The sequence below is a fragment of the Sphingomonas edaphi genome, from assembly GCF_003583725.1.
Taxonomy (GTDB): Bacteria; Pseudomonadota; Alphaproteobacteria; order Sphingomonadales; family Sphingomonadaceae; genus Sphingomicrobium; species Sphingomicrobium edaphi.
The window spans coordinates 587094-613412 of the sequence record NZ_QXTF01000001.1 but is presented as its reverse complement, the minus strand read 5'-3'; the positions used below and the strand labels follow the sequence as shown (position 1 = coordinate 613412).

General features: G+C 61.9%; 25 protein-coding genes and 1 tRNA gene. 8 read left to right on the top strand and 18 right to left on the bottom strand.

The features are described from left to right. Window positions 1-19: 19 nt before the first annotated feature. A complete protein-coding gene (gene rpoC / locus D3M59_RS03145; protein ID WP_119532843.1) occupies window positions 20-4285 on the bottom strand; it encodes a DNA-directed RNA polymerase subunit beta' in 4266 nt (1421 codons plus the stop codon). Window positions 4286-4341: 56 nt separating this feature from the next. After that, entirely contained in the window at window positions 4342-8505 is a 4164-nt protein-coding gene (gene rpoB, locus D3M59_RS03140; protein ID WP_119531503.1) for a DNA-directed RNA polymerase subunit beta, read from the bottom strand. Between the two features lie 285 nt (window positions 8506-8790). Between rpoB and D3M59_RS03135 the strand changes: the two genes are divergently transcribed. Then, entirely contained in the window at window positions 8791-9120 is a 330-nt protein-coding gene (locus tag D3M59_RS03135) for a DOPA 4,5-dioxygenase family protein (RefSeq protein ID WP_119531501.1), read from the top strand. On the opposite strand, the gene D3M59_RS03130 is transcribed toward D3M59_RS03135, so the two are convergent. Continuing rightward, window positions 9117-10004: a hypothetical protein gene (locus D3M59_RS03130; protein WP_119531499.1), complete on the bottom strand. Its 888-nt coding sequence runs from the start codon at window positions 10002-10004 to the stop codon at window positions 9117-9119. The two genes, D3M59_RS03135 and D3M59_RS03130, sit on opposite strands and share 4 nt — an antisense overlap. Here D3M59_RS03130 and D3M59_RS03125 point away from each other — a divergent pair. Both D3M59_RS03125 and D3M59_RS03120 read left to right on the top strand, forming a co-directional pair. Then, the gene (locus D3M59_RS03125; protein WP_119531497.1) at window positions 9990-11300 is read left to right on the top strand and encodes an SLC13 family permease; all 1311 of its coding nucleotides are present in this window, start codon (window positions 9990-9992) and stop codon (window positions 11298-11300) included. The two genes, D3M59_RS03130 and D3M59_RS03125, sit on opposite strands and share 15 nt — an antisense overlap. Window positions 11301-11359: 59 nt before the next feature. After that, the gene (locus tag D3M59_RS03120) at window positions 11360-12181 is read left to right on the top strand and encodes a hypothetical protein (protein WP_119531495.1); all 822 of its coding nucleotides are present in this window, start codon (window positions 11360-11362) and stop codon (window positions 12179-12181) included. Here the strand turns inward: D3M59_RS03120 and D3M59_RS03115 are convergent. From D3M59_RS03115 to D3M59_RS03100, 4 genes are all read right to left on the bottom strand, one after another. Beyond that, a complete protein-coding gene (locus D3M59_RS03115) occupies window positions 12178-12993 on the bottom strand; it encodes an acyl-CoA thioesterase (RefSeq protein ID WP_119531493.1) in 816 nt (271 codons plus the stop codon). The two genes, D3M59_RS03120 and D3M59_RS03115, sit on opposite strands and share 4 nt — an antisense overlap. Window positions 12994-13100: 107 nt before the next feature. Continuing rightward, complete coding sequence (gene rplL, locus D3M59_RS03110; protein ID WP_119531491.1) at window positions 13101-13472, bottom strand: 50S ribosomal protein L7/L12; 372 nt, start codon at window positions 13470-13472, stop codon at window positions 13101-13103. Window positions 13473-13523: 51 nt separating this feature from the next. Continuing rightward, complete coding sequence (rplJ, locus tag D3M59_RS03105) at window positions 13524-14030, bottom strand: 50S ribosomal protein L10 (protein ID WP_119532842.1); 507 nt, start codon at window positions 14028-14030, stop codon at window positions 13524-13526. Window positions 14031-14310: 280 nt separating this feature from the next. Continuing rightward, the gene (locus tag D3M59_RS03100; protein WP_158581934.1) at window positions 14311-14691 is read right to left on the bottom strand and encodes a cupredoxin domain-containing protein; all 381 of its coding nucleotides are present in this window, start codon (window positions 14689-14691) and stop codon (window positions 14311-14313) included. Between the two features lie 101 nt (window positions 14692-14792). Between D3M59_RS03100 and D3M59_RS03095 the strand changes: the two genes are divergently transcribed. Continuing rightward, window positions 14793-15851, top strand: a complete 1059-nt coding sequence (locus D3M59_RS03095; RefSeq protein ID WP_158581933.1) for a metallophosphoesterase — start codon at window positions 14793-14795, stop codon at window positions 15849-15851. 26 nt (window positions 15852-15877) lie between these two features. Then, a complete protein-coding gene (locus tag D3M59_RS03090; protein WP_147416689.1) occupies window positions 15878-16909 on the top strand; it encodes a hypothetical protein in 1032 nt (343 codons plus the stop codon). Here D3M59_RS03090 and D3M59_RS03085 read toward each other — a convergent pair. The 5 genes from D3M59_RS03085 to D3M59_RS12155 form a co-directional block, all read right to left on the bottom strand. Next, complete coding sequence (locus tag D3M59_RS03085; RefSeq protein ID WP_119531485.1) at window positions 16906-17610, bottom strand: DUF4956 domain-containing protein; 705 nt, start codon at window positions 17608-17610, stop codon at window positions 16906-16908. The two genes, D3M59_RS03090 and D3M59_RS03085, sit on opposite strands and share 4 nt — an antisense overlap. A 71-nt stretch (window positions 17611-17681) precedes the next feature. Continuing rightward, complete coding sequence (gene ppk2, locus D3M59_RS03080) at window positions 17682-18470, bottom strand: polyphosphate kinase 2 (protein ID WP_119531483.1); 789 nt, start codon at window positions 18468-18470, stop codon at window positions 17682-17684. 102 nt (window positions 18471-18572) lie between these two features. Continuing rightward, complete coding sequence (gene rplA / locus D3M59_RS03075; protein ID WP_119531481.1) at window positions 18573-19271, bottom strand: 50S ribosomal protein L1; 699 nt, start codon at window positions 19269-19271, stop codon at window positions 18573-18575. A 4-nt stretch (window positions 19272-19275) separates the two neighbouring features. Continuing rightward, window positions 19276-19707: a 50S ribosomal protein L11 gene (rplK, locus tag D3M59_RS03070; protein WP_119531479.1), complete on the bottom strand. Its 432-nt coding sequence runs from the start codon at window positions 19705-19707 to the stop codon at window positions 19276-19278. Between the two features lie 216 nt (window positions 19708-19923). Next, complete coding sequence (locus D3M59_RS12155; RefSeq protein WP_199662352.1) at window positions 19924-20073, bottom strand: hypothetical protein; 150 nt, start codon at window positions 20071-20073, stop codon at window positions 19924-19926. 11 nt (window positions 20074-20084) lie between these two features. Between D3M59_RS12155 and D3M59_RS03065 the strand changes: the two genes are divergently transcribed. Further along, the gene (locus D3M59_RS03065; RefSeq protein ID WP_233543114.1) at window positions 20085-21122 is read left to right on the top strand and encodes a PAS domain-containing protein; all 1038 of its coding nucleotides are present in this window, start codon (window positions 20085-20087) and stop codon (window positions 21120-21122) included. A 7-nt stretch (window positions 21123-21129) separates the two neighbouring features. Here D3M59_RS03065 and D3M59_RS03060 read toward each other — a convergent pair whose 3' ends face one another. The 6 genes from D3M59_RS03060 to D3M59_RS03035 form a co-directional block, all read right to left on the bottom strand. Next, the gene (locus tag D3M59_RS03060) at window positions 21130-21528 is read right to left on the bottom strand and encodes a response regulator (protein ID WP_119531475.1); all 399 of its coding nucleotides are present in this window, start codon (window positions 21526-21528) and stop codon (window positions 21130-21132) included. 52 nt (window positions 21529-21580) lie between these two features. Further along, window positions 21581-22120, bottom strand: coding sequence for a transcription termination/antitermination protein NusG (gene nusG, locus D3M59_RS03055; RefSeq protein ID WP_119531472.1), 540 nt, complete (start codon window positions 22118-22120; stop codon window positions 21581-21583). Window positions 22121-22138: 18 nt separating this feature from the next. Further along, window positions 22139-22336: a preprotein translocase subunit SecE gene (secE, locus tag D3M59_RS03050; protein WP_119531470.1), complete on the bottom strand. Its 198-nt coding sequence runs from the start codon at window positions 22334-22336 to the stop codon at window positions 22139-22141. 286 nt (window positions 22337-22622) lie between these two features. Further along, window positions 22623-22698 (bottom strand) — tRNA-Trp (locus D3M59_RS03045). 43 nt (window positions 22699-22741) lie between these two features. After that, the gene (locus tag D3M59_RS03040) at window positions 22742-23182 is read right to left on the bottom strand and encodes a two pore domain potassium channel family protein (protein WP_119531468.1); all 441 of its coding nucleotides are present in this window, start codon (window positions 23180-23182) and stop codon (window positions 22742-22744) included. Window positions 23183-23227: 45 nt separating this feature from the next. Next, window positions 23228-25018, bottom strand: coding sequence for a fatty acyl-AMP ligase (locus D3M59_RS03035; RefSeq protein WP_199662350.1), 1791 nt, complete (start codon window positions 25016-25018; stop codon window positions 23228-23230). A gap of 78 nt (window positions 25019-25096) precedes the next feature. Between D3M59_RS03035 and D3M59_RS03030 the strand changes: the two genes are divergently transcribed. Further along, window positions 25097-25651, top strand: a complete 555-nt coding sequence (locus D3M59_RS03030; protein ID WP_233543113.1) for a regulatory protein RecX — start codon at window positions 25097-25099, stop codon at window positions 25649-25651. A 64-nt stretch (window positions 25652-25715) separates the two neighbouring features. Beyond that, window positions 25716-26312 carry a cold-shock protein gene (locus D3M59_RS03025; protein WP_119531466.1) on the top strand — a complete coding sequence of 199 codons (597 nt, stop codon included), beginning with the start codon at window positions 25716-25718 and terminating at the stop codon, window positions 26310-26312. The last annotated feature ends 7 nt before the right edge of the window (window positions 26313-26319 follow it).

Below are 26319 nucleotides of genomic sequence, written 5' to 3'. Positions count from 1 at the left end.
TTGTCCCAACCTAAGGCGATTAGTCGTTCAGATACTCGCCTGCGTCCGCATCGGTCCCGTTACCTGATGGCGTAACGCTTTCGAGCGGATCGCCATGGATCGCGGCCTCCGGGCCTTGGGCCAGTTCGGCGGCATGCTCCTCAGCCGCCGTTTCCGGCGCGATCAGCGCTTCCTGTAGCTTACGCTGCTGGGCGCGGAGCGCGGCGTCGCGGCTGGAGGCGGCAACCCGCATCCGGTTCATGCCCGCGCCGGTACCCGCCGGGATGAGGCGGCCGACAATGACATTTTCCTTCAGGCCGTTGAGCGTGTCGATTTTGCCCTGAACCGATGCCTCGGTGAGGACCCGGGTCGTTTCCTGGAAAGAGGCGGCCGAGATGAAGCTGCGGGTCTGCAGCGACGCCTTGGTGATGCCCAGCAGGACCGGCTTACCTTCAGCCTTCTTCTGCTTTTTGTCGAGCTTCGCGTTGATCTCGTCCATTTCCTCGCGGTCGACTTGTTCGCCGGCCAAGAGGGTGGTGTCGCCGCCATCAGTGATCTCGACTTTCTGAAGCATCTGGCGAACGATCACCTCGATGTGCTTGTCGTTAATCTTCACGCCCTGCAGTCGATAAACTTCCTGAATCTCGCTGACGAGATATTCGGCCAGCGCGACGACGCCGAGCACTTCCAGGATGTCATGCGGATCGGGCGAACCGCCGACGAGGTTGTCGCCGCGCTTGACGTAATCGCCCTCCTGCACGTCGATGACCTTCGACTTCGGCACCAGATATTCAACCGGATCCGAACCGTCGTCGGGCACGATCGCGATCTTGCGCTTCGCCTTATAGTCCTTCTTGAAGCTGACCTTGCCCGAGACCTTCGCGATAATCGCGTTTTCCTTGGGCTTTCGGGCTTCGAACAGTTCGGCGACGCGTGGTAGACCGCCGGTGATGTCGCGGGTCTTCGCGGCTTCGCGCGGCATACGTGCCAGCACTTCACCGGCTTCGACCGTCTGGTTGTCCTCGACCGAGATGACCGCGCCCGGAGCGAGGCGATATACGCCCGCTTCGGTGGCATCGGCGCCCATCAGCGTCAGGCGCGGACGCAGATCTTCCTTCTTAGACTTGGCGAGATCGTCGATCACTGCACGCTGCGAGATGCCGGTGGACTCGTCAGTTTGTTCAACCAGCGTCCGGTTCTCGATCAGGTCCTGGAACTTCACCGTACCGGCCCGCTCGGTAATGACCGGGCTGAACGACGGATCCCATTCGGCGATGCGGTCGCCGCGGCTGATGATGTGACCGCTGTCGACAAGCAGGTGCGCGCCGTACGGAATACGGTGCGTCGACAGTTCGCGGCCGTCCATGTCGAGGATCGCGATTTCACCCGAGCGTGACAGCGAGATGTGCCGGCCGCGCGGGTCGGTGATCGTCGGCATGTCACGAAGCTCGATCGTGCCGTCGACCGGCGCTTCGAGATTCGACTGCTCGTTTAGCTGCGCCGCGCCGCCAATGTGGAAGGTCCGCATCGTCAGCTGGGTACCCGGCTCACCGATCGACTGGGCGGCAATGACACCGACCGCTTCGCCGATGTTGACCGGCGTGCCGCGGGCGAGGTCACGGCCATAGCACTTGGCGCAGACGCCCTGCTTGCTGGTGCACACCAGTGGCGAGCGGATCTTGATGCCCTGCAGGCCCATTTCCTCAAGCGTGGCGACCATCGGTTCGTCAAGCAGCGTACCTTCAGCGATGACCGTGTCATTGGTCTTCGGATCGACGATGTCCTCGGCCGTGGTGCGGCCCAAGACGCGATCGGCGAGCGAAGCGATGACCGCGCCGCCCTGGACGATCGCGCGCATCTCCAGCGCGCGGTCGGTGCCGCAATCGTCTTCGATGATCACCGCGTCCTGCGACACGTCGACCAGGCGGCGTGTCAGGTAGCCCGAGTTTGCCGTCTTGAGCGCCGTATCGGCCAGGCCCTTGCGGGCGCCGTGGGTCGAGTTGAAGTACTCAAGGACGGTCAGACCTTCCTTGAAGTTCGAGATAATCGGCGTCTCGATGATCTCACCCGACGGCTTGGCCATCAGGCCGCGCATGCCCGCGAGCTGTTTGATCTGCGCCTGCGAGCCACGGGCACCGGAATGTGCCATCATATAGATCGAGTTGATGGGGACTTCGCGGCCGTCCTCGCCCTTTTTCACGGCCGAGATTTCCTTCATCATCTCGCTCGCAACGCGGTCGCCGCAGCGTGACCATGCATCGATCACCTTGTTATACTTTTCCTGCTGCGTGATCAGGCCGTCTTGATACTGCTGCTCGTAGTCCTTCACGAGGGCCTTGGTCTCTTCAACCAGGCCTTCCTTGGACGCTGGAATGACCATGTCATCCTTACCGAACGAAATGCCAGCCTTGAACGCGTGACGGAAGCCGAGGCCCATGATTGCGTCAGCGAACAGTACCGTCTCTTTCTGGCCGGTGTGGCGATAAACGGTGTCGATAACGTCGCCGATCTCCTTCTTGGTGAGCAGGCGATTGACGGTTTCGAACGGCACCTTGTGCGTCTTCGGCAGCGTCTCGCCGAGCAGCATGCGGCCCGGCGTGGTTTCGAAGCGCTTCATATACTCGTTGCCGTCCTCATCCGTCTGCGGGACGCGGCTGACGATCTTGGTGTGCAGCGTGACCGCACCGGCCGCCAAGGCCTGGTGGACTTCGGTCATGTCTGCCAGCAGCATGCCTTCGCCCGGCTCGCCTTCCTTCTCCATGGAGAGGTAGTAGAGGCCCAGCACCATGTCCTGCGACGGAACGATGATTGGCTTGCCGTTGGCAGGCGACAGGATGTTGTTGGTCGACATCATTAGGACGCGCGCTTCCAACTGAGCCTCGAGGCTCAGCGGGACGTGCACGGCCATCTGGTCGCCGTCAAAGTCGGCGTTGAAGGCGGAACAGACCAGTGGGTGAAGCTGGATCGCCTTGCCCTCGATCAGTACCGGCTCGAACGCCTGGATGCCGAGGCGGTGAAGCGTCGGTGCGCGGTTGAGGAGCACCGGATGCTCGCGGATCACCTCGTCCAGGATGTCCCAGACTTCCTTGCGTTCCTTCTCGACCCACTTCTTCGCCTGCTTGAGGGTCATCGACAGACCCTTGGCGTCAAGGCGAGAGTAGATGAACGGCTTGAACAGCTCGAGCGCCATCTTCTTCGGCAGGCCGCACTGGTGAAGCTTCAATTCCGGGCCGGTCACGATAACCGATCGGCCAGAATAGTCGACGCGCTTGCCGAGCAGGTTCTGGCGGAAGCGGCCCTGCTTGCCCTTGAGCATGTCGGACAGCGATTTCAACGGACGCTTGTTGGCGCCGGTGATGGTGCGGCCGCGGCGGCCGTTGTCGAACAGCGCATCCACGGCTTCCTGCAGCATGCGCTTCTCGTTGCGGACGATAATGTCCGGCGCGCGCAGCTCCATTAGGCGCTTCAGGCGGTTGTTACGGTTGATCACGCGCCGGTACAGGTCATTCAGGTCCGACGTCGCGAAGCGGCCGCCGTCGAGCGGCACCAGCGGGCGCAGCTCGGGCGGAATAACCGGAACGACGTCCAGGATCATCCATTCTGGACGGTTTCCGGAGTCGATGAAGCTCTCGACGACCTTCAGCCGCTTGATGATCTTCTTCGGCTTCAGTTCCGACTTGGTGACGGCCAGTTCCTCGAGGAGGTCCTTGCGTTCTCCCTCAAGGTCGAGGTCCATAAGCATGATCTTAACGGCCTCGGCGCCGATCCCGGCCGAGAAGGCGTCCTCGCCATACTCGTCCTGCGCGGCGAGCAGCTCGTCTTCCGACAACAGTTGGTACTTTTCGAGCGCGGTCAGACCCGGCTCGATGACCACATAGCTTTCGAAGTAGAGAATGCGCTCAAGCTGCTTCAGCTGCATGTCGAGGAGCAGGCCGATGCGGCTCGGCAGCGACTTCAGGAACCAAATATGGGCGACCGGAGCAGCCAATTCGATGTGGCCCATGCGCTCGCGGCGGACCTTCGAAACCGTTACTTCCACGCCGCACTTTTCGCAGACGATGCCCTTGTACTTCATGCGCTTGTATTTGCCGCAAAGGCATTCGTAGTCCTTGATCGGACCGAAGATTCGCGCGCAGAAAAGGCCGTCGCGTTCGGGCTTGAACGTACGGTAGTTAATCGTTTCCGGCTTCTTGATTTCGCCGAACGACCATGAGCGGATCTTGTCAGGCGACGCGATGCCAATCTTGATCTGGTCAAAGGTCTCCGGCTTGGCCACCGGGTTCGCGAAGTTGGTCAATTCGTTCATCATCTTTTCTCCAACCCCCTCCCGCCGCAGCGGGAGGGAAGGAATATCCAGGTGGCTTATTCGGCGGCGATCGCGGCGGGCTCGTCACCCTCGTCTTCGTGGCTGTCCAGCTCGACGTTGAGGCCGAGGCTGCGCATTTCCTTGACGAGAACGTTGAAGCTCTCGGGAATTCCGGCCTCGAACGTGTCGTCGCCTTTGACGATCGCTTCATAGACCTTGGTCCGACCAATGACGTCGTCCGACTTCACGGTCAGCATTTCCTGCAGCGTGTAGGCGGCGCCATAGGCCTGGAGCGCCCAGACCTCCATTTCGCCGAAGCGCTGGCCGCCGAACTGGGCCTTGCCGCCCAGCGGCTGCTGGGTAACGAGGCTGTACGGGCCGATGGAGCGGGCGTGGATCTTGTCGTCGACCAGGTGGTGCAGCTTGAGCATGTAGATGATGCCCAAAGTCACCTGCCGGTCGAACGGTTCGCCGGTGCGCCCGTCGTACAGGGTCGATTGGCCGGAACTGTCCAGCCCTGCCTTGACCAGCATGTCGGACACGTCGCTCTCGCGCGCACCGTCGAACACCGGGGTGCCCATGGGGATACCGCCGACCAAGTTCTGCGCCAGGTCCATGACCTGCTCGTCGCTCCGCTCGTCGATGTCCTTGGCATAAGCATCGCCGTAAACGTCCTTAAGCTTGGCGCGCACGTCCTTGATGTCCTTGCCGGCCAGTTCACCGCCCTTGGCGTGCATGCCTTCCAGCATTTCGCCGATCTGCTTGCCGAGACCGCGTGCGGCCCAGCCGAGGTGGGTCTCGAAGATCTGCCCGACGTTCATGCGCGACGGCACGCCCAGCGGGTTGAGCACGATGTCGGCGTGCGTCCCGTCTTCGAGGAACGGCATGTCCTCGATCGGCAGGATGCGGCTGATAACGCCCTTGTTGCCGTGACGGCCGGCCATCTTGTCGCCCGGCTGCAGCTTGCGCTTCACGGCAACGAAGACCTTGACCATCTTGAGCACGCCTGGAGCCAGCTCGTCGCCTGCTTCCACCTTCTGGACGCGGTCTTCGAACTTGCGGTTGATAATGCCAACCTGCTCATCATATTGCGCCTTGAGCGCCTCCAGGTCCGCCTGCGCAGCATCGTCCTTGACGGCGATCTTCCACCAGTCGTGCTTCTCGGTCGCGTCGAGCGCCGCCTCGTCGACGGTCGAACCCTTCTTAATGCTCTTCGGTGCCGCGGTCGCGACTTGGCCGAGAAGCATTTCCTTCAGACGGGAGAAGGTCGCGCGGTTGAGGATCCCCTTTTCGTCGTCGGCGTCCTTCTTCAACCGGTCCTTTTCTTCCGTCTGGATGGCGCGGGTACGGTCGTCGATGTCGATACCGTGACGGTTGAAGACGCGGACCTCGACCACCGTGCCAGCGACGCCCGGGGGCAGACGCAGCGAGGTGTCGCGGACGTCCGAAGCCTTTTCACCGAAGATGGCGCGGAGAAGTTTCTCTTCCGGCGTCATCGGGCTTTCGCCCTTCGGCGTGATCTTACCGCAGAGGATGTCGCCAGGCTCGACTTCGGCACCGATGTAGACGATGCCCGCCTCGTCGAGGTTACGCAGCGCTTCCTCGCCGACGTTCGGAATGTCGCGGGTGATGTCTTCAGGCCCAAGCTTGGTGTCGCGGGCCATGACCTCGAATTCCTCGATGTGGATCGAGGTGAAGACGTCGTCCTTCACGATGCGCTCTGAAATGAGGATCGAGTCCTCATAATTGTAGCCGTTCCAAGGCATGAACGCGACGAGCACGTTGCGGCCGAGCGCCAGTTCGCCGAACTGGGTCGAAGGGCCGTCGGCAATGATTTCACCGCCTTCCACCGTGTCACCCACCTTTACCAGCGGGCGCTGGTTGATGCAGGTGTTCTGGTTCGACCGCTGGAACTTCATCAGCGTGTAGATGTCGACGCCCGATTCGCCGGCCTTCAGTTCGCCGGTGGCGCGGACGACGATGCGGGTCGCGTCGACCTGGTCGACCACACCCGAACGGCGGGCGGCGATGGCGGCGCCGCTGTCACGGGCGACCGTTTCTTCCATGCCGGTACCGACCAGCGGCGCGTCGGCCTGCAGCAACGGTACGGCCTGGCGCTGCATGTTCGATCCCATAAGTGCGCGGTTCGCGTCGTCGTTCTCCAGGAACGGGATCAGCGAGGCCGCGACCGACACCAACTGCTTGGGACTGACGTCCATCAGGGTGATCGTGTCGCGCGGCGCCATGAGGAAGTCCCCGGCACGGCGGCTGGAAACGATCTCCTCGACGAAGTGGCCATTGCTGTCGATCTCGGCGTTCGCCTGCGCGATCGTGTGCTTGGCCTCTTCCATCGCCGACAGATAGACGACCTCGTTGGTCACCTTGTTGTCGACGACCTTGCGGTACGGCGTTTCGATGAACCCGTACTTATTGACGCGGCTGAACGACGCCAGGCTGTTGATCAGGCCGATGTTCGGGCCTTCCGGCGTTTCGATCGGGCAGATGCGGCCGTAGTGCGTCGGATGGACGTCGCGAACTTCGAAGCCCGCGCGCTCACGGGTAAGACCGCCCGGCCCGAGGGCCGAGACACGGCGCTTATGCGTCACTTCGGACAGAGGGTTGGTCTGGTCCATGAACTGCGACAGCTGCGATGAGCCGAAGAATTCGCGGACAGCGGCAACTGCTGGCTTGGCGTTGATAAGGTCGTTCGGCATGACGGTGGATACGTCGACGCTGCTCATGCGCTCCTTCACCGCGCGCTCCATGCGCAGCAAACCGACGCGATACTGGTTTTCCAACAGTTCGCCGACCGAGCGGACCCGGCGGTTGGCCAGGTTGTCGATGTCGTCGATCTCGCCCTTGCCGTCCTTCAGGTTCACCAGCTCCTGAACGACTGCCAGGATGTCCTCGCGGCGTAGCGTGGTGACCGTGTCCTCGGCGTCGAGGCCAAGGCGCATGTTCAGCTTGACGCGGCCCACTGCCGACAGGTCGTAGCGCTCCGGATCGAAAAACAGGCCGTAAAAAAGGGCATCGGCGGTTTCGCGAGTCGGCGGTTCGCCGGGGCGCATGACGCGGTAGATGTCGGCCAGCGCGCTATCCCCGTCTTCCGACTTGTCGGCCTTCAGGGTGTTACGGATCCAAGGGCCCGTGTTGACATAGTCGATGTCGAGCAGCTCGAGGCGGTCGATACCGGCCTTGTCCATGCTCTCGAGGTTTTCAGGCGAAATTTCGTCGCCGGCCTCGACGTAGATTTCACCCGTCTTCTCATTGATCAGGTCATAGGCCGAGAAGCGGCCGAATATTTCCTCAGTCGGGATGATGACGTTCTGCAGGCCGTCCTTGCCGGCAGCATTGGCCTTGCGCGGCGTGATCTTCTCGTGCGCCTTGAAGATAACTTCGCCGCTGTCGGCGTCGACCACATCGTGGTTCGGCTTCTGCCCGCGCCAGCTTTCGGCGGCGTAGGGGATCTGCCAGCCATTCTTGCCGCGGATGTAGGTCAGGCGGTTGTAGAAGGTGTTGAGGATTTCTTCGCTTGTTAGGCCCAGCGCGTGCAGCAACGCGGTGACCGGTAGTTTACGCTTGCGGTCGATTCGGACGTTGACGATGTCCTTGGCGTCGAATTCGAAGTCCAGCCACGAACCGCGGTACGGGATGACGCGGGCGGCAAACAGATACTTGCCAGATGCATGGGTCTTGCCGCGGTCATGGTCGAACAGGACGCCCGGCGACCGGTGCATCTGCGACACGATGACGCGCTCGGTGCCGTTGACAATGAACGTGCCGTTGCCCGTCATCAGGGGCATGTCGCCCATGTAGACGTCCTGCTCCTTGATATCGATGACCGACTTGGCCTCGGTGTCGGGATCGATCTCGAAGGAGGTGAGGCGCAGCGTCACACGCATCGGCGCCGCATACGTCAGGCCGCGCTGGCGGCATTCGTCGGTGTCGAACTTCGGCTCCTCCAGCTCGTAGCGGTCGAAGTCGAGGTGCGCGGTGCCGGCAAAATCCTGGATCGGGAAAACCGAGCGAAGGGTCTTTTCCAAGCCGGAGACATAGCCGGTCGACGGGTCGGAACGCAGGAACTGTTCATAGCTTTCGCGTTGGACCTCGATGAGGTTCGGCATATCGCTGATTTCGTGGATGTTTCCGAAGATCTTGCGGATACGTCGCGAATTGGTGTTGCGGGCCATGGTGGGCACGTCTTTTTGCTTGGTCGCCATCTTATTCCCTGCGCTCCGGGCATGCGTCGAGGCACGCGGCCCATTGAAGTCCGGCGCGGCTCCTGGAAATTCCCCACCATACGTTCAGGCCGTTGCGCTGGATCGGCCCGTGTCCCGGTGAGGACAGGAAAGGCCCCGGACGCACGAAGACGCGCGGCGGAGCCGTTAAATGTTGGATGAGGGCGATATACGCCTTTTCCATTTCCTTGCAAGGGGTGGGCACATAAGTGTTTCCTCTTGAATGACACATCCGGTGGCCCACTTCTCGGCTCGAGGAACTAGGCCATGACTGCGATCCGCGATTTCCATGCCCATATCTATTACGACGCCGGCGAGGTGGACCAGGCGAAGACACTTGCGGGTGAAGCGCAGCGGCGCTTCGGCTTGCCAGTCGGCCACTTCCATCTGCGTCCGGTTGGCCCCCATCCGCGTGGAAGCGTCCAGATGACCGTACCGGCCGAGCGGTTCGGCGAGGTCGCGACCTGGCTGTCCGTCAACCGCGCGGGCCTGACGATTTTCGCCCATGCGTCTACCGGCGACGATCGGCAGGATCATAGCCACAATGTCATCTGGTTCGGCCCCAGCGAGCCCCTCGATCTGTCGATCTTCGACTAGTCGCGCCACTCCGCAATGACCTCGTCGGTCGTTGGCCATATCACCGACGCCCGATCGAGGTGGACTGACGCAATGCAGGCTGGCGGGCGGAATCGGCCATCGCCGCGACAGCGAATGACGCGCCCGTCGGGCCAAGCCGTGAACCGGCCTTCCAGCAGAAGCGCCAAGCCGTCCGTCGGCAAGGCATCGTCCGCCCCGAGTTTTTCGACCGCCGAATAGGCCCGGCCGGACCGGCTCCGGACCCGCGAGTCTTCTACGGTGAAATATTCGGCGATACCCGCGACAGGCGGCATGGGCGTGACTTCTATCGCTTGAGCCGCCGGGCGCGGGCAGGTGTCGGCGCTGAGCCACGGGCGGGGAATCCAGAAACCTTCCACCGTCTCAATCGTCTCTTCGGACAAATCCATAAACATCGGGTCTTCGAGGGAGATATTGGGCGTGGCACGAACCTCGAACGATGAAGCATCCTTTCCCGCGCTCCATCGCAGGGCGTCCGTGCTTCCCGCTAGCGCCGGGCCATTGCAGCCGAACCGCACACGAATAGCGAACCGACGGCCCTGCAACCCGCTTTGGGCCGACTTGTTATCCACGCCAGCAACGTGCGCATTGGCTGCTTCGGCAATCGTCTTCAGAAACTCCGCTCGGTCCATCGCCGCCGCAGGCAAAGGAAGTGCTTCCGCAGTATTTGCCTCATTTTGCTCGACAGGAACGGTGGCGTTTTCGCTGGGAGCGGATTGGCGTTCGCAGGCACTGGCAGCCGCCAAGGCAGCGACGAGCAGGGCGATTTTTGACTTGCGCAACATCTGCCGCAACCTAGCAGACACTATGGCGATTGCGACCCCCATGCCTTCCAGGCCGGCCTTGATCGCATGACCGGCGATCAACTGATCACGCTGGCCGTACTGGCCGCCGTCGTTGCCGCGCTGGTATGGGACAAGGTGCGCGCCGATGTCGTCGCGTTGGTCGGCGCCGCCGTGCTGCTCATTAGCGGCGCGGTACGCCCGATCGAGGTACAGGGCGCCTTTGCAAGCCCGGCGATCATCGCGCTCGCCTCTCTTTTTGTCATCGCCTACGCGATGGAACTTTCCGGCTTGCTCGATGCCGCCATCCGGCGCGGCGTCGCCTTGTGCCAGCGGATCGGCGCGGCCGGCTTATGGCTCCTGATCGGTCTCTGCGGGGCGGCGTCGGCATTCCTCAATAACACGCCGATCGTCGTGATGAGCGCACCCGTTGTTCGCGACGTTGCCCAGCGGCTCGGACTGTCGCCCAAGCGCTACTTGATGCCGCTCTCCTACGTCGCGGTGCTCGGCGGCTGCATCACCCTGATCGGTACCTCGACCAACCTGCTGGTCAACGACATGGCCTCCGTAGCCGGCCAGCCACGCTTTGGCATTTTCGAGATCGCGCCAGTTGGGTTGGCCATCGCGTTGGCGGGTGCCGCCTACCTCTTTTTCTTGAGCGGTCCCCTCATCGCCAAGTCGGACCGCGAAGGGGCGGTCGATGCGGAGGCGCTCCATTCCCATGCCCCCGATGTTCACCACGCGCAACTCGGCTCGCCCGACCTGTTTTCGGAAGGCCATGCGCTGGTGCCGTGGAAGGCGGCGCTTTCCGTTACCGTCTTCGCCGCGGTAATCGCGTTAGCCGCATTCAGCGTGGCACCGATTGCCGCCGCGGCATTCGCAGGTGCGGTCTTGTTGATCATCCTGCGCGTGATCACCGCCGACCAGGCCTACCAGGGTCTTCGTCCGGAAATCCTGATGCTTATCGCTGGCATGGTCGTACTCGGCATCGCGCTCGAAGAAACCGGCCTCGCCGGGGATGCAACGCGAACCTTGGTCGGCTCGCTCGACGGGCTACAGCCGTTGTGGGCGCTGATCCTGCTCTATGGCGCGACGCTGTTGTTGACCGAACTATTATCCAACGCGACAGTGGCCGTGCTGGTTACGCCGATGGCCGTTGCCTTGGCCGAAGCGCTCGGGGTCAGTCCGCGTCCGTTTATCGTTGCCGTCATGATGGCCGGAAGCGCTGCCTTCGCGACGCCGTTCGGCTACCAGACCAACGTCCTCGTCTACCAGATTGGCGGTTACAGCTACATGGACTTCATCCGCGTCGGCCTTCCACTGAACCTAGTGACTTGGGCGACCGCGGTCATCGCTATTCCCTATTTCTTCCCCTTCTGACCACGTCTTCACCGCAAATTTAAACTGCGTTATGCTTGTCGCACTGGGGGAGGTTCGGTATGCCATATCGTCACGCGCATTGGTGGGTTCTCGGTTTGTTTCCGCTCGCCGGACTGGCCTTCTGGCCGAACTATATCTCCGTTATTTCCAGCAGTCCGCTTTCCTACCATCTCCACGGCGTCACCGCCTCTCTGTGGCTGCTGCTGCTCGCCATGCAAAGCTGGTCGATCCATCATGGCCGCCGCGCCTTCCACCGGACCAATGGGCTGGTCAGCCTCGCGCTCTTTCCGCTGTTCCTGGCCGGTGGAGCAAGCATCTTCGTCGGGATGGCGCAGCGCTATGCCGAAGGAGCGACTCCATTCTACCAGCTTTGGCCGCCTCATCTCGCTTGGCTCGACATTTACGCCGTCGCCGGCATGGCCTTCTTCTATTTCCAAGCGCTGAAGCATCGCCGGCAGATTGGAAAACACGCCTCCTATTTGCTCGCAACCACCATTTTCCTATTGCCGCCGGTCTTCGGCCGCCTCGCTCCGATTCCGCTCGGCATCGACTTCTCACTGCCCGGCGCATTCGAGCGTCTCGGCACTGCCTTCCATCTTGGTCAGATCGCCGCAGCGTGCGTCGCCTTCACTATCGCGATGTCGGCCCGCCACACCGGCAAGCCCTTCATCATCGCTGGCCTGCTGTCGCTGCTAGGTTCGCTATTGTTCGAAGTCCCTGGCGGCACCGACTTCTGGAAGCAACTCTATCTGAACGTTGCGGTCGTTCCGACAATACCCTTCGCCATGGCCGCCGCCGTGGCAGGCGCCGCGATTGGCTGGGCGGGATGGATTGCGGGCAAGCGCCCGGCAGCCACCGGGCCTGAAGCGCTCCCTGCCTAGGCGGGGTCGCGGAAATAGACGAGTTGGTGGCTGGTTGCGAGCAGGCGCCCGTCGGTACCCCACAGTTCGGCGGTCTGATCGTGATAGCCCCGGTCGAAGACGCGGGCGTCGGCCTTACCCAGCACCGGCGCAAACCCCTGCATCGCCAAGTCGGTTTCGGTCGCGTGAAAGTAGGCCGTCATGCTCACCGTCCCGAACGGAACCATGCGCTGCCGGACATGGATGATCCGGCCAAAAAAGATGTCGCACAGCGCGGCGAGTCCTACAAAATCGAGCGCGCGGGGTGGGTCGCTGGCTATCCAAAGTAGTGATTGCGCGCTCGCCGGCGCATGACTGGGCCGGTCCCAGGCCGGTGGGCCGTCGGCAAACCGCATGTCAAAGCGTTCGATCCATCCTGGTCCCGGTGGAGGAAGGCGTTTAAGGTTGGCAAAGGCGGTCGCTTCAGGCATCGCCAGCGGCCGATGCTCGAAGGTTGCCGGACGGGTCCCGAACATCGCCGTCGCGGTCGCAACGCATTCGCCGCCTTGCCGCATTTCCATTGTCCAATGTTGGGTCGACCGGTTCGTCCTTGCCGGCCTGGCGACAATTTCCATCACGCCCTTGGCGACCGCTGCGCAGAAATTCACGGTCAGCGACAGTGGTTCGCCCTGTCGGCGGGCATCGGCATGAGCCGCCTTGAACAAGACGGCAGCGACGAGACCACCGAATGGCCCGACCATGTTCCAGTAGGCGTCGCTGGTCTGCGCCTTTAACCGCCCTTCGCCGCAGGCATCCAGCAACGTTGCATGATCGAAGGGGTGGAGGCTGCTCATGCCGACTAGCTATGAGAACGGGCATGATGAAAGCAACGGCCATGCAAAAAGGGCGGCCCATGGGGCCGCCCTTTCTGTTCGATTCGACCGAAAGTCGAAGCGGAAGCTTACTTGAGCTCGACGGTGCCGCCGGCTTCTTCGATCTGCTTCTTGATCTTTTCGGCTTCGTCCTTGTTGACGCCTTCCTTGAGCGCCTTCGGAGCGCCTTCGACCAGCGCCTTGGCTTCGCCAAGTCCCAGGCCGGTGATCGCGCGGACTTCCTTGATGACGTTGATCTTCTTGCCACCGTCGCCGGTGAGGATCACGTCGAACTCGGTCTGCTCTTCAGCAGCCGGGGCAGCGGCAGCGGCCGGGCCGGCAACGGCAACGGCAGCGGCGGCGGAAACGCCCCACTTTTCTTCGAGCATCTTCGAAAGCTCGGCGGCTTCGAGGACGGTCAGAGCCGACAGGTCGTCGACGATCTTGTTGAGGTCAGCCATTTTAGTCTCCTAGTGGGCCATTGGCCCGAGTGTCGTGCGTTGATGAAAAACTTAAGCTGCGGCCTTGGCGGCGAGAACGCGTGCCAGTTGGCCACCCGGCTCCTTGGCGATCCGGGCGATCTTGGTCGCCGGTGCCTGGATGAGGCCAATGAGGGTTCCACGAAGCTCGTCGAGCGAGGGGAGCTGGGCCAGGGCCTTGATCCCATCAATATCGAGCAGCGTATTTCCCATCGCGCCACCGACGATCTCGAGACGATCGTTGGTCTTGGCGAACTCCACGGCCACCTTGGCGGCGGCCACGGGGTCGATCGAGGTGGCGAGCGCAGTCGGGCCGGTCAGCATATCGCCGATCAGTCCGTACGTCGTGCCCTCGAGCGCGATCTTGGCAAGCCGGTTCTTCGCAACTTTGAACTGGGCACCGGCGTCGCGCATCTTCAGGCGCAGGTCCGTCGACTGAGCGACAGACAAGCCGAGATTGCGGGTGATGACCACCACGCTGGTCTCGTTGAAGACGTTCTTCAGCTCGGCAACCAGATCGGCTTTTTGCGAACGATCCATGCCATACTCCTTATCGACCAGGGCAATGCCCGGGCCGAGGTTCAAACGACCTCGCCGCCGACTGGCGACGAAGCAATTGTCCGTGGGGGCTTGGATCAAGGCGAGGGCCTATGCCATCGCACGACCGGAGCGCGATGCGTCCCGTTTGAATTCCTGTCCCCGTCTAGGCCGCAAATTAAGGGGCAAGCCCCAGCGACTGTCTCGGACGAGTAGCGATCCTCTAAAGGACCGCGACGGAGGCGCTCATAGCGGTAGGCTTCGAAAAGTCAAATCGCCGCACCTAGCGAACTACAATTTTTCCTTTCATCCCGAACGCCTTGTGAAAAGCGTGCGAGCATTTCAGCGGAAAGGTTCCAGATGCGGGGGCCGACAGCCGCACCTCCCGGACTTGACCCGGAGGGACTTCGATCTTTCCGTCGGTGACCCGCGACCGCTCGTCCGAGGTCATGGCGCTTGCCGCGAAAAAATCCCGAGCCGTGAAATCATGTCCATTGCTCGCATTGTTAACCAGTCGCAAAACGTAGGTCCGCCCATGATCGAGCATGACCGGGTTGGGCGCAAACCGGAAATTCGTCAGGTGGATTTCGACAACGGCAGGTTGCTGGGCGCTCGCGGGCGCTATGGATGCCGCGACAACGGCGGCCCACAAAAAGGCACGCATTGTAACTGCTCCCTTTCTGAAGCGGATCATCTTAGCACCAATTGACTCGAGGGCCCCACAATCTTGACAAATCGGCATGGGCGGTGCCCTTTCGCGCCTTATTGCCGGGGGTTCCGATGCTGCGGCTGTGGGTCTGGCCTTTTCTAGCGTTGCTGATGGCCTTGCTGGGTCCATCCCAACTTGGCCGAACGGCGACTCCGCCGCGTATCGTTGCGGTCGGCGACCTGCATGGCGATCGAGCCGTATGGCTGGCGATTGCCCGGGCTGCGGGCATCATCGACAGCAAAGGAAAGTGGGCGGGCGGAAACACGATCTTCGTCCAACTGGGCGATGTCGCCGACAGGGGACCCGATACCCGGCAAATCGTTGAGCATTTGAAGCGCCTCCAAAAAGAGGCCGCACATCGGGGTGGTCAGGTCGTTGCGCTGGTGGGCAACCACGAAGCGATGAATATGACTGACGATCTGCGATACGTGGATCCGGGCGAGTTCGAAGCATTCGTGACCGGTAGCAGCAAGCAGGTTCGTGAGCGCGTCTACAGCGCCAACCGCCCTGCGATTGACGCCGCCTATCGCGCGTCAAATCCGCAGCTCTCATCGGAAGTGATCAAGGCATTGTGGTTCCAGGCAACTCCGCTGGGGAAGATCGAACATCAAATCGCCTGGAAGCCGACGGGCGAAATCGGGCGCTGGGTCGTGTCGAATCCCGCGGTTACCAAAATCGGCGACACCTTATTCGTCCACGGCGGGATAAGCGCAGCCTATTCGACCATGCCGCTCGGAGAGATAAACCGGCGCGTCGCGGAGGCGCTAAAGGCGCAGGATAGGCGGCCCGAAGCGATCATCAACGATCCGCGCGGTCCACTCTGGTATCGCGGCCTGGTAACCCGCGAACCGCTCGACGAGACGACCGCTACGTCGGCTGCCAATCCGGCCGCGCCACTGCTCACGATCGACCAAGAGATTGGGCTAGTCCTAAATGCCTATGGCGTGAAGCGGATCGTTGTCGGCCACACGCCGTCGCTGAAAGGCATCGTCTCAATTTTCGGCGGTAAATTATGGCGTACCGACAGCGGGAACAGTCGCGCCTATGGCGGCGTCCCGTCCTACCTTGAGATCTCCGGTGACCGCGTCGTGGCGCACCCGGTGCCGCGTCCATAAGGAGACTGGACAAAGAGGAGAGGGTCTTGAGAAGATCGATTGCCATGCTTCTGGCGGCGGCTGGCCTTCCGACGGCGGTGCTTGCCCAGCAGGCCACCCCCTTGTTCGCAAGTGAAGCGCCCATACAGATCACCATCCGCGGGCCGATCAACTCAATTGCGCGAAGCTCCGAACGGTCGACCGCAGCGCAGCCAGCCACCATGTTGCTAGCAGGCACCGATGAAAGCTACGCGATCCAACTCTCGCCAAGGGGGATTTCCCGCCGCCGCAAGGAAGTCTGCCAGTTTCCGCCATTGCGTGTCGATCTCACTGCGCCGCCGGCGGCTACATCACTATTTGCCGGGCAACGGCGGCTGAAGCTCGTCACTCATTGTCGTTCGAGCCAGGGATTCCAGCAGCACACAATGCTTGAATATCTGTCGTATCGCCTGTTTAACTTGGTCACCCCGATGAGCTTTCGTGCCCGGCTGGCGACCGTCAACTATCTCGAGCCAGATGGTCGCATCGTGACGACCCGGACAGGATTTTTCATCGAAGATATCGACGATGTCGCAGGCCGCAACGGCAGTTCGCGGGCACGGGTCGGCGACCGCATCGCTTCGGCGCAGCTCGATCCAAAGCAGGCGGCGAGAGTAGCGCTGTTCCAGTATATGATCGGCAATCTCGACTGGTCGATGCGGGCCGGACCACAGGGGGCGGGATGCTGCCACAATAGCCGGCTGCTCACGCGCGCTGGAAGTGCGTTCATGCCGGTGCCATACGACTTCGATCACAGTGGCCTGGTCGATGCCCCTTACGCCACACCGCCCGAGATCTTTCGCATAAACAGCGTCCGGACGCGGGTTTATCAAGGCTATTGCCGGCACAATGACGCTGCACTTGCTGCAGCGGTAGAGTTCCGATCGCTGCGACCGGCGATTGAAGGCGAGGTCGCTCGCTTGCCCGGACTGGATGATCGAACGCGCCGAAAGGCGCAGGCCTATCTTGCCGGATTCTTCGCGGAGGTCGCTACGGACCAGACGCTGCAGTCGCGTGTCCTGAAGAAGTGTATGGGCTAGCCGATGGACGGGGGTGTCGGCCCGGGCGCTGGCGGCGGCGGCGCGGATCCGGCGGCGGTGGGGGTAACGACGGAACCCGTTGTCGCATCGTCGAAATCCAACATATAGCGCTTCATGCCTTCGCGCTCACCAAATTCGGTGACCCAAAGCAACACGAAGCAAAGGTTGAACCCGATCGACATCACCAGCGCCAGTTCCACGGCGCCGATTCCAGATGCCAAACCGATGCCGACCGAAAGCAGGATATAGAGAGCGTCCCCGGAACTTTTGAGGCTATTCTTGAAGCGGACTGCGCCCGCGATTCCGCCAAGGGCGAAGGCCAGCGCAAGGCTGTGCTGAACTACGATGACGATTGACGTCACGACGACCGGCAGGATGATGATCGAACTGATCAGCGACTGGTCATATTCTTCGGCGGTCCGCGTCGACATATAGACCCAGCTGACGGGAAGTGCCGTCAGCAGGGCACCGAGAATTGCGGTTGCGAGCCAGCCAATGCTCTGACCGAGGGTTCGGACACTGTTCGTTTCAACCACCGCTTGCAGTGAATTGGTCTTGCCCGACGGATTGATCAGTTGCTCCGCGCCGCCAATCGGCAGATATTCGCGGAACTGCGGAAAGTTGCTGAGGATGACCCAGCCGGCCGCGAAAACGACGATGTAGTAAATTAGCAGTAGACTGCCGAGCCGAACCGCCCTCATCGTTACCGTCCCCCTGCCATTGCCCGGCTGGGAGCCTAATTCAGATCAAGCTCAGACGCAAAACAGCGGTGTTACCCTGCCTTGAACGATTCAATCGGCTGTAGGACGCGATAGCTTTCCTTGCGAGGCGGTCCGGCAAGGTCTGGCCAATGGATGTCTGCCACCGGAAGTTTCGTGTCCGGTAGCCTGTCGAGGAAATCGCGCAGCAGCGTCAGGCGCCCGATCGGCTGGTCATTGAAGTCAACCAGAGTCCACGGCGCCCAATCAGTGTGCGTCGCCTCCAGCATCCGCTCGCGCGCCTCGGTGTATTCGTCATAACGCGTTCGGGATTCGATATCGATGGGCGAAAGTTTCCAGCGCCGCCGCGGGTTCATCAACCGGTTGGTGAAGCGCTCTTCCTGCTTGTCCTGATCGACGCAGAGCCAATATTTGAACAGGAAAATTCCGTCCTCGACGAGGTGCCGCTCGAATTCCGGCGCAGCTTTCAGGAAAGCGTCGGTGTCGGCGTCGCTGCAATAACCCATAACCTTTTCGACGCCTGCCCGGTTGTACCAGCTACGGTCGAACAATGTGAGTTCACCCTTGGTCGGCAGATGCTCCATGTAACGCTGGAAATACCATTGCCCGCGCTCGCGCTCGGACGGCGAGGCGAGGGCGATGACCTTGCATTGCCTAGGGTTGAGCGTCCGCGAGAAGACGTCGATCGAACCGCCCTTGCCTGCCGTATCGCGGCCTTCGAACACGATGACCACGCGCTGCTGCGTTTCTTGGATCCAGCGAGCCGCGTCGCTTAGCTCCTTGGTCAGCGGCTTCAACAGCGCTTCATACTGGTCCCAGCTCAGTGCCGACGATCCACTCATGCGCGCCCTCCCGACCGGCAGAGTGGCATTGGAACCGCCGACAAACAAGAAGGGCCGGGGCGTCACCGCCCCGGCCCTCACATGTTCAAGCGGTCGGGGCGCTTAGGCGCCGGCCACTTCCGTCAGGTCGAGTTTGACGCCCGGGCCCATCGATGAACTCATCGATGCCTTGCGAACATACTTGCCCTTCGCGCCGGTCGGCTTCGCCTTGACGATCGCGTCAACGAAGGCGTCGAAGTTCGCCTTGAGGTCAGCGTCCGGGAAGCTCGCCTTGCCGATACCAGCATGGATGATTCCGGCCTTTTCGACGCGGAATTCGACTTGGCCGGACTTGGCATCCTTGACGGCTTGGCCAACGTTCGGCGTGACGCTGCCCAACTTCGGGTTCGGCATTAGGCCCTTGGGGCCCAGCACCTTACCGAGACGGCCGACGATGCCCATCATGTCCGGCGTCGCGATAACGCGGTCATAATTGGTGTCGCCACCCTGCATGGCTTCCATCAGGTCTTCGGCACCGACCACTTCGGCGCCAGCCTTCTTCGCTTCCTCGGCCTTGTCGCCGCGGGCGAACACGGCGACGCGGACGTCCTTGCCGGTACCCTTGGGGAGGTTGACGACGCCGCGTACCATCTGGTCGGCGTGGCGCGGGTCCACACCCAGGTTGATGGCAACTTCGACGGTTTCGTCGAACTTGGACGTCGCGAGCGACTTCACCAGACCAATCGCTTCGTCAACGGCGTAGAGCTTCATCGGCTCGACCTTGCCCTCAAGGCCCTTCTGCTTTTTCGTGAGCTTTGCCATGGGATTAGCCCTCCACAACCTGGAGGCCCATCGCGCGGGCGGAGCCTTCAATGATCTTTGTCGCCGACTCGATGTCGTTCGCGTTGAGGTCCTTCATCTTGACCTCGGCGATTTCCGCGAGCTGCGAGCGCTTAATGGTTCCCGCGGAAACCTTGCCCGGCTCCTTGGAACCCGACTTCAGCTTCGCGGCCTTCTTCAGCAGGAAGCTTGCAGGCGGCGTCTTCGTAGTGAAGGAGAAGCTGCGGTCCGCATAAACGGTGATGACCGTCGGGATCGGGGCCTGCTTTTCAAGGTCCTGCGTCGCGGCATTGAACGCCTTGCAGAATTCCATGATGTTCACGCCGCGCTGACCGAGTGCGGGGCCGATCGGCGGAGACGGATTGGCGGTGCCGGCCGGCACCTGGAGCTTGATGTAGCCCGTGATTTTCTTAGCCATTTTTCTCACTCTGTAGTGGAAGACGAGCCTTCCAGTTCAAGTTTAGCGGTCCAGGCGGCGTGCCGGGGCACCCCTCCCGCATGTTTCCAGCGCAATGCATTGGAAGCGCGCGCCTTTAGCAGAAATGGGCCACGACGCAAGGTGGGTCGTTCGCCAAGGCTGGCCGAAGTTGTCTCGCTGCGGCGGGAAGGGGAGCCATAAACCACGCAAACTTCGTTACCCGAAGAAGAGCAGCCAGCGACCGTGAAATTCGCCTTGCACGAAGGTGTCGTGCAGGACAGGAGAAAAAAAGACGAAGCGCCCGCCGGAGCAAATGTCGGCTTCCGGTCGTTGTGCCTGGACGCCGTCCAGCCCGCTGGTCGCCACCAGGAGCCGTTGTGACGGAATATAAGGAAACTACGGAAGCCGAACTGTTCACTGCGCGCAACGCGCTGAGGGAAAGCGATTTGCGGTTCCAGACGCTGGCGGATTCCTTTCCGCACATGGTCTGGTCCACGCTGCCCGACGGTTTCCATGATTATTATAATGCGCGCTGGTATGAGTTTACCGGCGTACCGAGCGGTTCAACCGATGGTGAGGCTTGGAATGGCATGTTCCATCCGGACGACCAGGAACGGGCATGGTCGAAGTGGCGCCACAGCTTGGAAACCGGCGAGCCTTATGAGATCGAATATCGCCTGCGCCACCATAGCGGGGAATATCGGTGGACGTTGGGCCGGGCGATGCCGATGCGCGATGCAAAGGGCCGGATCGTACGATGGATGGGTACCTGCACCGATATCGACGAGCAGAAAAAGCAGGCGGAACAGAACGAAATCCTGAGCCGTGAGCTGAGCCACCGGATCAAGAACATATTCGCCGTGGTGAGCGGCCTTATCGGGTTGTCTGCGCGACAGAAGCCCGACCACCGCGAATTTGCGCAGGACCTGCAGCATCGTGTTGCCGCGCTTGGCCGCGCTCACGAATTCGTGCGCCCGCATAGCGAACATTCGCAGCCAAGCGACTTCCCCGAAAGCCTGCACGGTATCATCAGGGAAATCCTTTCGCCCTATCCTGCCCTTACGGAGGGGCGGGTCCGCATTTCCGGCACTGACCTGCGCGTCGATGACCGCGGCGCGACGCCGATCGCGCTGTTGTTTCATGAGCTGGCGACCAATGCTTCAAAATATGGCGCTTTCGCGAGTCCCGATGGAATCGTGGAAATTTCTTCTCGCTGCGACGGCGACGACATTACGATCGACTGGGTGGAGCAGGGCGGCCCAAGGATCAGCAGGACGCCCGAAAGGCAGGGCTTCGGAACAAGGCTCGCCGAGCTCAGCATAGCCGGGCAATTGGGAGGCAGTATCGATCGCGAGTGGCGCCCCCAAGGCCTCGCGGCGACGATCAAGGTTAATTCGAAACGGCTGTGCCGCTAGCGGCAATTCAGCCGAACAGATTGAGCCTTGACGGCGGGGTAACCTGCCGCCCGGCACGAACTCCCAACGCATATTCCACCGCCGCTTCCAGCGTAGCCTGATCGGTTGGCTTGGTGATGACGCCGACCGTTCCGGCGATACCGTCGCCCAGCAGGCGCGGATTGGCCGTGACGAAGAGCACCGTAACACCACGCGATCCAAGCATCCGACCAATTTCGGGACCGGTCAGCCCGTCGCGAAGGTTGAGGTCGACGAGCGCAAGGTCAATCGGCACGTCGAAATATTCTTCGGCCGAACTTAGGTCCGGCGCGATGCCCAAAGGCTGGTGACCGATGTCCTGGAGGATTGCCTCCATTTCCATCGCCACCAGCATTTCGTCTTCAACAATGAGGATTCGAGCAGTCATGGTCGGCAGAAGAACTCGAATTCGCTTGTCGGGTTCCCGACAATTACACGCCTTACTTGACGCGTTCGACCTGTTCGAATTCCAGCTCGACCGGCGTGGCGCGACCGAAAATCGACACGCTGACCTTTACGCGGGCGCGGTCGAAGTCCAACTCTTCCACGACACCGTTAAAGCTAGCGAACGGACCATCCAACACCTTGACCGCGTCGCCGATCTCATAATCGACCTTGACCTTTGCCTTGGGCGCGGCAGCGGCGGTTTCATCCTTAGTGTCGAGCATCCGCGCGGCCTGCGCATCGGGGATCGCCTGCGGCTTGCCGTTGGGTCCGAGGAAGCCAGTGACCTTCGGAGTGTTCTTCACCAGGTGAAAGACGTCGTCGGTCATGGCGAGCTTGGCCAGCACATAGCCGGGCATGAACTTACGTTCGCTCTGCACCTTCTTGCCGCGCTTAATCTCAGTCACCGTTTCGGTGGGGACTTCGACCGCCTCAACCAATTGCTCGAGGCCGAGCCGCTTAGCTTCGGCGAGGATCGCGTCGCGAACCTTGTTCTCGAAACCGGAGTAGGCGTGGATAATGTACCAGCGGGACATGGTGATCCTTGAAATATCTTAGCCGAGGAGGCCGAGCAGGAATTTGACGATCGCGCTGAATGCCGAATCGACGCCGAAGAAGAAAATCGCGAGCAACGTGGTCATGATGAGCACCATGATCGCGGTTGTGCGCGTTTCCTTCATCGTCGGCCAGACGACCTTGCGGCCTTCGGCGCGCACCTGGTTGACGAACTCGCCGGGAGAAACCTTTGCCACCTGCGTCTAGTCCTGTTCAGCACGTTGGGCGGTTGGAGATAGGCCCCTTACCCCGCTCCGGCCGGGCCGGGAGGGGAAGGCTTCACTGCCATGTCCGCATGGTGCCGCGACTTAGCGAGGGGGCGGTGGGTTTGCAAGATTACAAAAATCTTCGCGCTGGCCGTCACGAAAGTAAATGCCGCGCCGTCAGTCGCTGCTTCGCGCGCTCGCCCAGCTTTTCCGTCTGTCATCGCGCTGCACCGGCAACGATTCGCGCCGACGTCGATCGCTCCGGGAGTTCAGGACATGGCAGGGGCAGAGGGACTCGAACCCACGACCCTCGGTTTTGGAGACCGATGCTCTACCAACTGAGCTATACCCCTAGGCCGGCGGGCGAAGTAGCGGCGGGACGCCCAGTGCGCAAGGTCATTCGCGAAGCCGGTTCATTGTACCGACCATGAACGCGGTCGACCAGCCGATGAGGATGAAGCCAATCAGCCCTTCGAACGCTCCAATCAGCCGCCATTCCTCCGGGAAGCTGCCGAACGACAGGCCGAGGGTCGAATAGGCCGCTGCCGAGTAGAAAATGGCGGATTCGAACCGGTCGACCGCCCCGACGACCACGTAAAAGATGGCGAACAGCAGAATTTCGAGGAAGTGAAGCACGAATAGCAGTGTCCCGAGAGTCGACATGGTGATCATCGCGCGCATGTCGAGCGAGCGGCGCTTCAGGACTTCCGGTTCGAGGTGCAGCAGTTTGCTGACCCCGATGAGACCCAGACTATGCGTCAGCGTTAGCGCAAGCATGAGCCCGCCCGAGATGAGCAGCTGAACGCTTAGCGCAATTGCTGTTTCGCTTTCATTCACTCCGCGCCCAACCCATGCGGAGCGCCGCCGTTCCCGATCCGAGCGTCAGGCGGCGATGTCGTAGGGCTGGATTTCGCCGCTGAGGTAAAGGTTGCGCGCCTTGGTCCGTGACAGCTTGCCCGACGAGGTGCGAGGAAGTGTGCGCGGCGGAATCAGCTCGACGACCGGCGAGATGCCGGTGATCGCGCGGACCCGTTCCTTGATGTCGTCGCGCAGGCGCCCGCGCTCCGCCGGATCGCTGACCCGGCAATGGACCAGCACGGCCGGCGTTTCCTCACCGCTGGGTCCAGTAATCGCGAAGGCGGCAATGTCGCCCGACTTGAAGCCGGGCAGCTGTTCGACTGCCCATTCGATGTCCTGCGGCCAATGGTTGCGGCCGTTGATGATGATCATGTCCTTGGCGCGGCCGACGATGAAGATGTAGCCGTTCGACAAATAGCCCATGTCGCCGGTGTCCAGCCAGCCCCCGACCATGCAGGCCGCGGTCGATTCCGGATCGCGGAAATAACCTTCCATGACGCTAGAGCCGCGCACCCAGACCTTGCCGATCGAGCGGTCGGCGAGCACCGTCCCGTCCGCACCGCGGATTTCAATCTCCATGCCCTCCACCGCGCGGCCGCAGTTCACGATCGCGCGATAGCGGCGGGGACGTTCCTGCGCCGGCGTTCCGACGCCTGACAGTTCGCTTTCCTCGACGAGTTCAAGGCGGATGCCTTCGCCAGGCGGCATGATCGACACGGCGAGCGTCGCCTCGGCCAAGCCGTAGCTGGGACAAAAGCTGGCCGCTTTAAAACCGGCGTCGGCGAAGCTGTCGACGAACGCTTGCATGACATCCGGACGGATCATGTCGGCTCCGTTGCCCGCGATGCGCCATCGCGAGAGGTCGAAGCGGTCGGCAGCCTTGGTCTGCGAGCTCATGCGGCGCGAGCAGATGTCGTAGCCGAAGGTCGGCGAATAGGAGAGGGTGGTGCCCGGATTGCGGCTGACGAGGTCGAGCCAGGCGAGGGGACGTCGCGCGAAATCCTCGGTCTTCAGATAATCGACGCTGATCTGGTTCGCGAGCGGCGATAGCATGCAGCCGACGAGACCCATGTCGTGATACCAAGGGAGCCAGCTAACCACGCGGTCGCTATCCTGTACCTGTACGCCGAGACCGTGGGCGCGAAGATTGTCGAGCAGAGCGCGGTGGGTCACCGCGACGCCATGCGGGAAGCGGGTCGAGCCGCTGCTGTACTGGAGATAGCCGATTTCGTCGGTATCCGACGGCGGCAGGTCTGCGATGGACGGTTCGACGTCGGTGAGGCTGTCCCAGTCGCGGGCGGCGACGCCGCGCTTTTCGGCGGCGGCGGTTGCATAGTCGGCCAGTTCGGGTGGGTAGAGGAACAGCTGCGGATCGGAGCTTGTCAGCATGATGACCAGCTGGTCGACATAGGCGTCGCGCCCGCCAAAGCTGGTCGGAAGGGGCAGCGGCACTGGCCATAAACCGGCATAGACGGCGCCGAAGAAGCTGGCGGCGAATTCGGGCCCGGTTTCGGCGATGATCGCGACGCGATCTCCCTTTGCCAGGCCCAGCGTCATGAAGCGGCGGGCATTGGTCAGCGCATCCTCGCGCAGTTCCGAATAGGGGTAGGAGCGCAGCAACGTCCCGCGAGCATCGTGGAAGTTCATGCCCCGCGAACCGCGAGCGGCATAATCCAGCGCTTCGCCCAGCGTCGGGAAGTCCGCGACACGGCGCGGCAAGCTGTCGAGCGTCGGCGTGTAGCCGTCCACGGCCAGCCGATTGTCGATCGAAACGTTGCTGTCGAGCACGCGGGAAATTCCTGTCCGTTGGTCCATTGCGCAAAGCCTTGCGACCCGACGGCCGGTAACGGTTTCGGGCTGTTTTGCGTGATGGTGGGGGACTGTGGCACAAACATGGCCATGCCCGCCCCGCGCAGCCGCAAATCACCGCCTCCCCTGACGCAAGCCAAGCTGGAAGAAATGGCGCTGGCCTATGTCGGGCGTTTCGCGACCAGCCGGTCGAAGCTCGTCGCCTACCTTGCGCGCAAGGTCCGTGAACGCGGATGGGAAGGCGATGCGGCGCCCGACCCAGCGGCGCTAGCCGGCAGGCTCGCGGGACTCGGCTATATCGATGACCGAGCGTTTGCTCTGTCGAAAGCTCGGTCTCTGACCGCGCGCGGATATGGCCAGCGGCGGGTTGGCCAAGCGCTGTCGATGGCGGGCATCGGCGAGGAGGATGGCGCAGAGGCGAGGGTCCATGCGGAGGAGTCCTGCGTAGAGGCCGCGCTCCGCTACGCCCGCAGGCGGTCAATCGGGCCATTTGCGAAGTCGACCCCGGATCAGGTGGCTCGCGCCAAGGCGCTGGCGGCGATGGTCAGGGCGGGTCACGGCTTTGGCCTGTCGAGGGCGATCGTGAATCTGGAGCCCGGCACCGAGCCGGATATATCTTCGCTCGAAGAAACCTGTTAAATTGGCATTAACCGCTTGCTTAATGTCGGTTTCACGACACAAGCGTCCGTGATAAGGAGCGGATGTGCAGCGTTTGAGTGCCGAAACGACGACGCAGGAGGGATTGCTGAACGGGCCCATCATCGAGGCCGGCGAGCCCCTTCCTGAAGGTCAGCATTGCACGGGCCGGGTCAAATGGTTTGACGCGACCCGCGGCTTCGGATTCCTCGTATCCGACGATTGCGAAGGCGACATCCTCATCCATTTCAGCGTTTTGAAAGAACATGGGCGTCGGTCCCTCCCTGAGGGCGCGACAATAGAATGCATTGCCGCGCATGAGGACCGCGGCTTCCAGGCGCGCAAAATCCTGTCGATCGACCTGTCCACGGCCTTGCCCATGCCGGCCCGTCCGGTCCATGCTGTCGGCGAGCGCGCGGATCGCAAGGCTTTGGCCGACACCGCGGGCGAGTATGAGCCGGTGGAGGTCAAATGGTTCAACCGCGTCAAGGGCTATGGCTTTCTCAACCGAGCGGGCGAGGGAGAAGATGGGGAAGATATCTTCGTCCACATGGAAACGGTGCGCCAGTCGCAGATCGTCGACCTGCAGCCGGGACAGCAGTTGCACGCCCGAATCGCGGAAGGTCGCAAGGGCCTAACCGCGGTCGAACTGCGCGAAATCTGATCTTTGC

What these genes read in the sequence shown, in the direction of transcription:
- rpoC (WP_119532843.1), bottom strand. Translation starts at nt 4,285, where the DNA reads ATGAACGAATTGACCAACTTCGCGAACCCGGTGGCCAAGCCGGAGACC.
- rpoB (WP_119531503.1), bottom strand. Translation starts at nt 8,505, where the DNA reads ATGGCGACCAAGCAAAAAGACGTGCCCACCATGGCCCGCAACACCAAT.
- D3M59_RS03135 (WP_119531501.1), top strand. Translation starts at nt 8,791, where the DNA reads ATGACTGCGATCCGCGATTTCCATGCCCATATCTATTACGACGCCGGC.
- D3M59_RS03125 (WP_119531497.1), top strand. Translation starts at nt 9,990, where the DNA reads ATGACCGGCGATCAACTGATCACGCTGGCCGTACTGGCCGCCGTCGTT.
- D3M59_RS03120 (WP_119531495.1), top strand. Translation starts at nt 11,360, where the DNA reads ATGCCATATCGTCACGCGCATTGGTGGGTTCTCGGTTTGTTTCCGCTC.
- D3M59_RS03115 (WP_119531493.1), bottom strand. Translation starts at nt 12,993, where the DNA reads ATGAGCAGCCTCCACCCCTTCGATCATGCAACGTTGCTGGATGCCTGC.
- rplL (WP_119531491.1), bottom strand. Translation starts at nt 13,472, where the DNA reads ATGGCTGACCTCAACAAGATCGTCGACGACCTGTCGGCTCTGACCGTC.
- rplJ (WP_119532842.1), bottom strand. Translation starts at nt 14,030, where the DNA reads ATGGATCGTTCGCAAAAAGCCGATCTGGTTGCCGAGCTGAAGAACGTC.
- D3M59_RS03100 (WP_158581934.1), bottom strand. Translation starts at nt 14,691, where the DNA reads ATGCGTGCCTTTTTGTGGGCCGCCGTTGTCGCGGCATCCATAGCGCCC.
- D3M59_RS03085 (WP_119531485.1), bottom strand. Translation starts at nt 17,610, where the DNA reads ATGAGGGCGGTTCGGCTCGGCAGTCTACTGCTAATTTACTACATCGTC.
- ppk2 (WP_119531483.1), bottom strand. Translation starts at nt 18,470, where the DNA reads ATGAGTGGATCGTCGGCACTGAGCTGGGACCAGTATGAAGCGCTGTTG.
- rplA (WP_119531481.1), bottom strand. Translation starts at nt 19,271, where the DNA reads ATGGCAAAGCTCACGAAAAAGCAGAAGGGCCTTGAGGGCAAGGTCGAG.
- rplK (WP_119531479.1), bottom strand. Translation starts at nt 19,707, where the DNA reads ATGGCTAAGAAAATCACGGGCTACATCAAGCTCCAGGTGCCGGCCGGC.
- D3M59_RS03060 (WP_119531475.1), bottom strand. Translation starts at nt 21,528, where the DNA reads ATGACTGCTCGAATCCTCATTGTTGAAGACGAAATGCTGGTGGCGATG.
- nusG (WP_119531472.1), bottom strand. Translation starts at nt 22,120, where the DNA reads ATGTCCCGCTGGTACATTATCCACGCCTACTCCGGTTTCGAGAACAAG.
- D3M59_RS03035 (WP_199662350.1), bottom strand. Translation starts at nt 25,018, where the DNA reads ATGGACCAACGGACAGGAATTTCCCGCGTGCTCGACAGCAACGTTTCG.
- D3M59_RS03030 (WP_233543113.1), top strand. Translation starts at nt 25,097, where the DNA reads ATGGCCATGCCCGCCCCGCGCAGCCGCAAATCACCGCCTCCCCTGACG.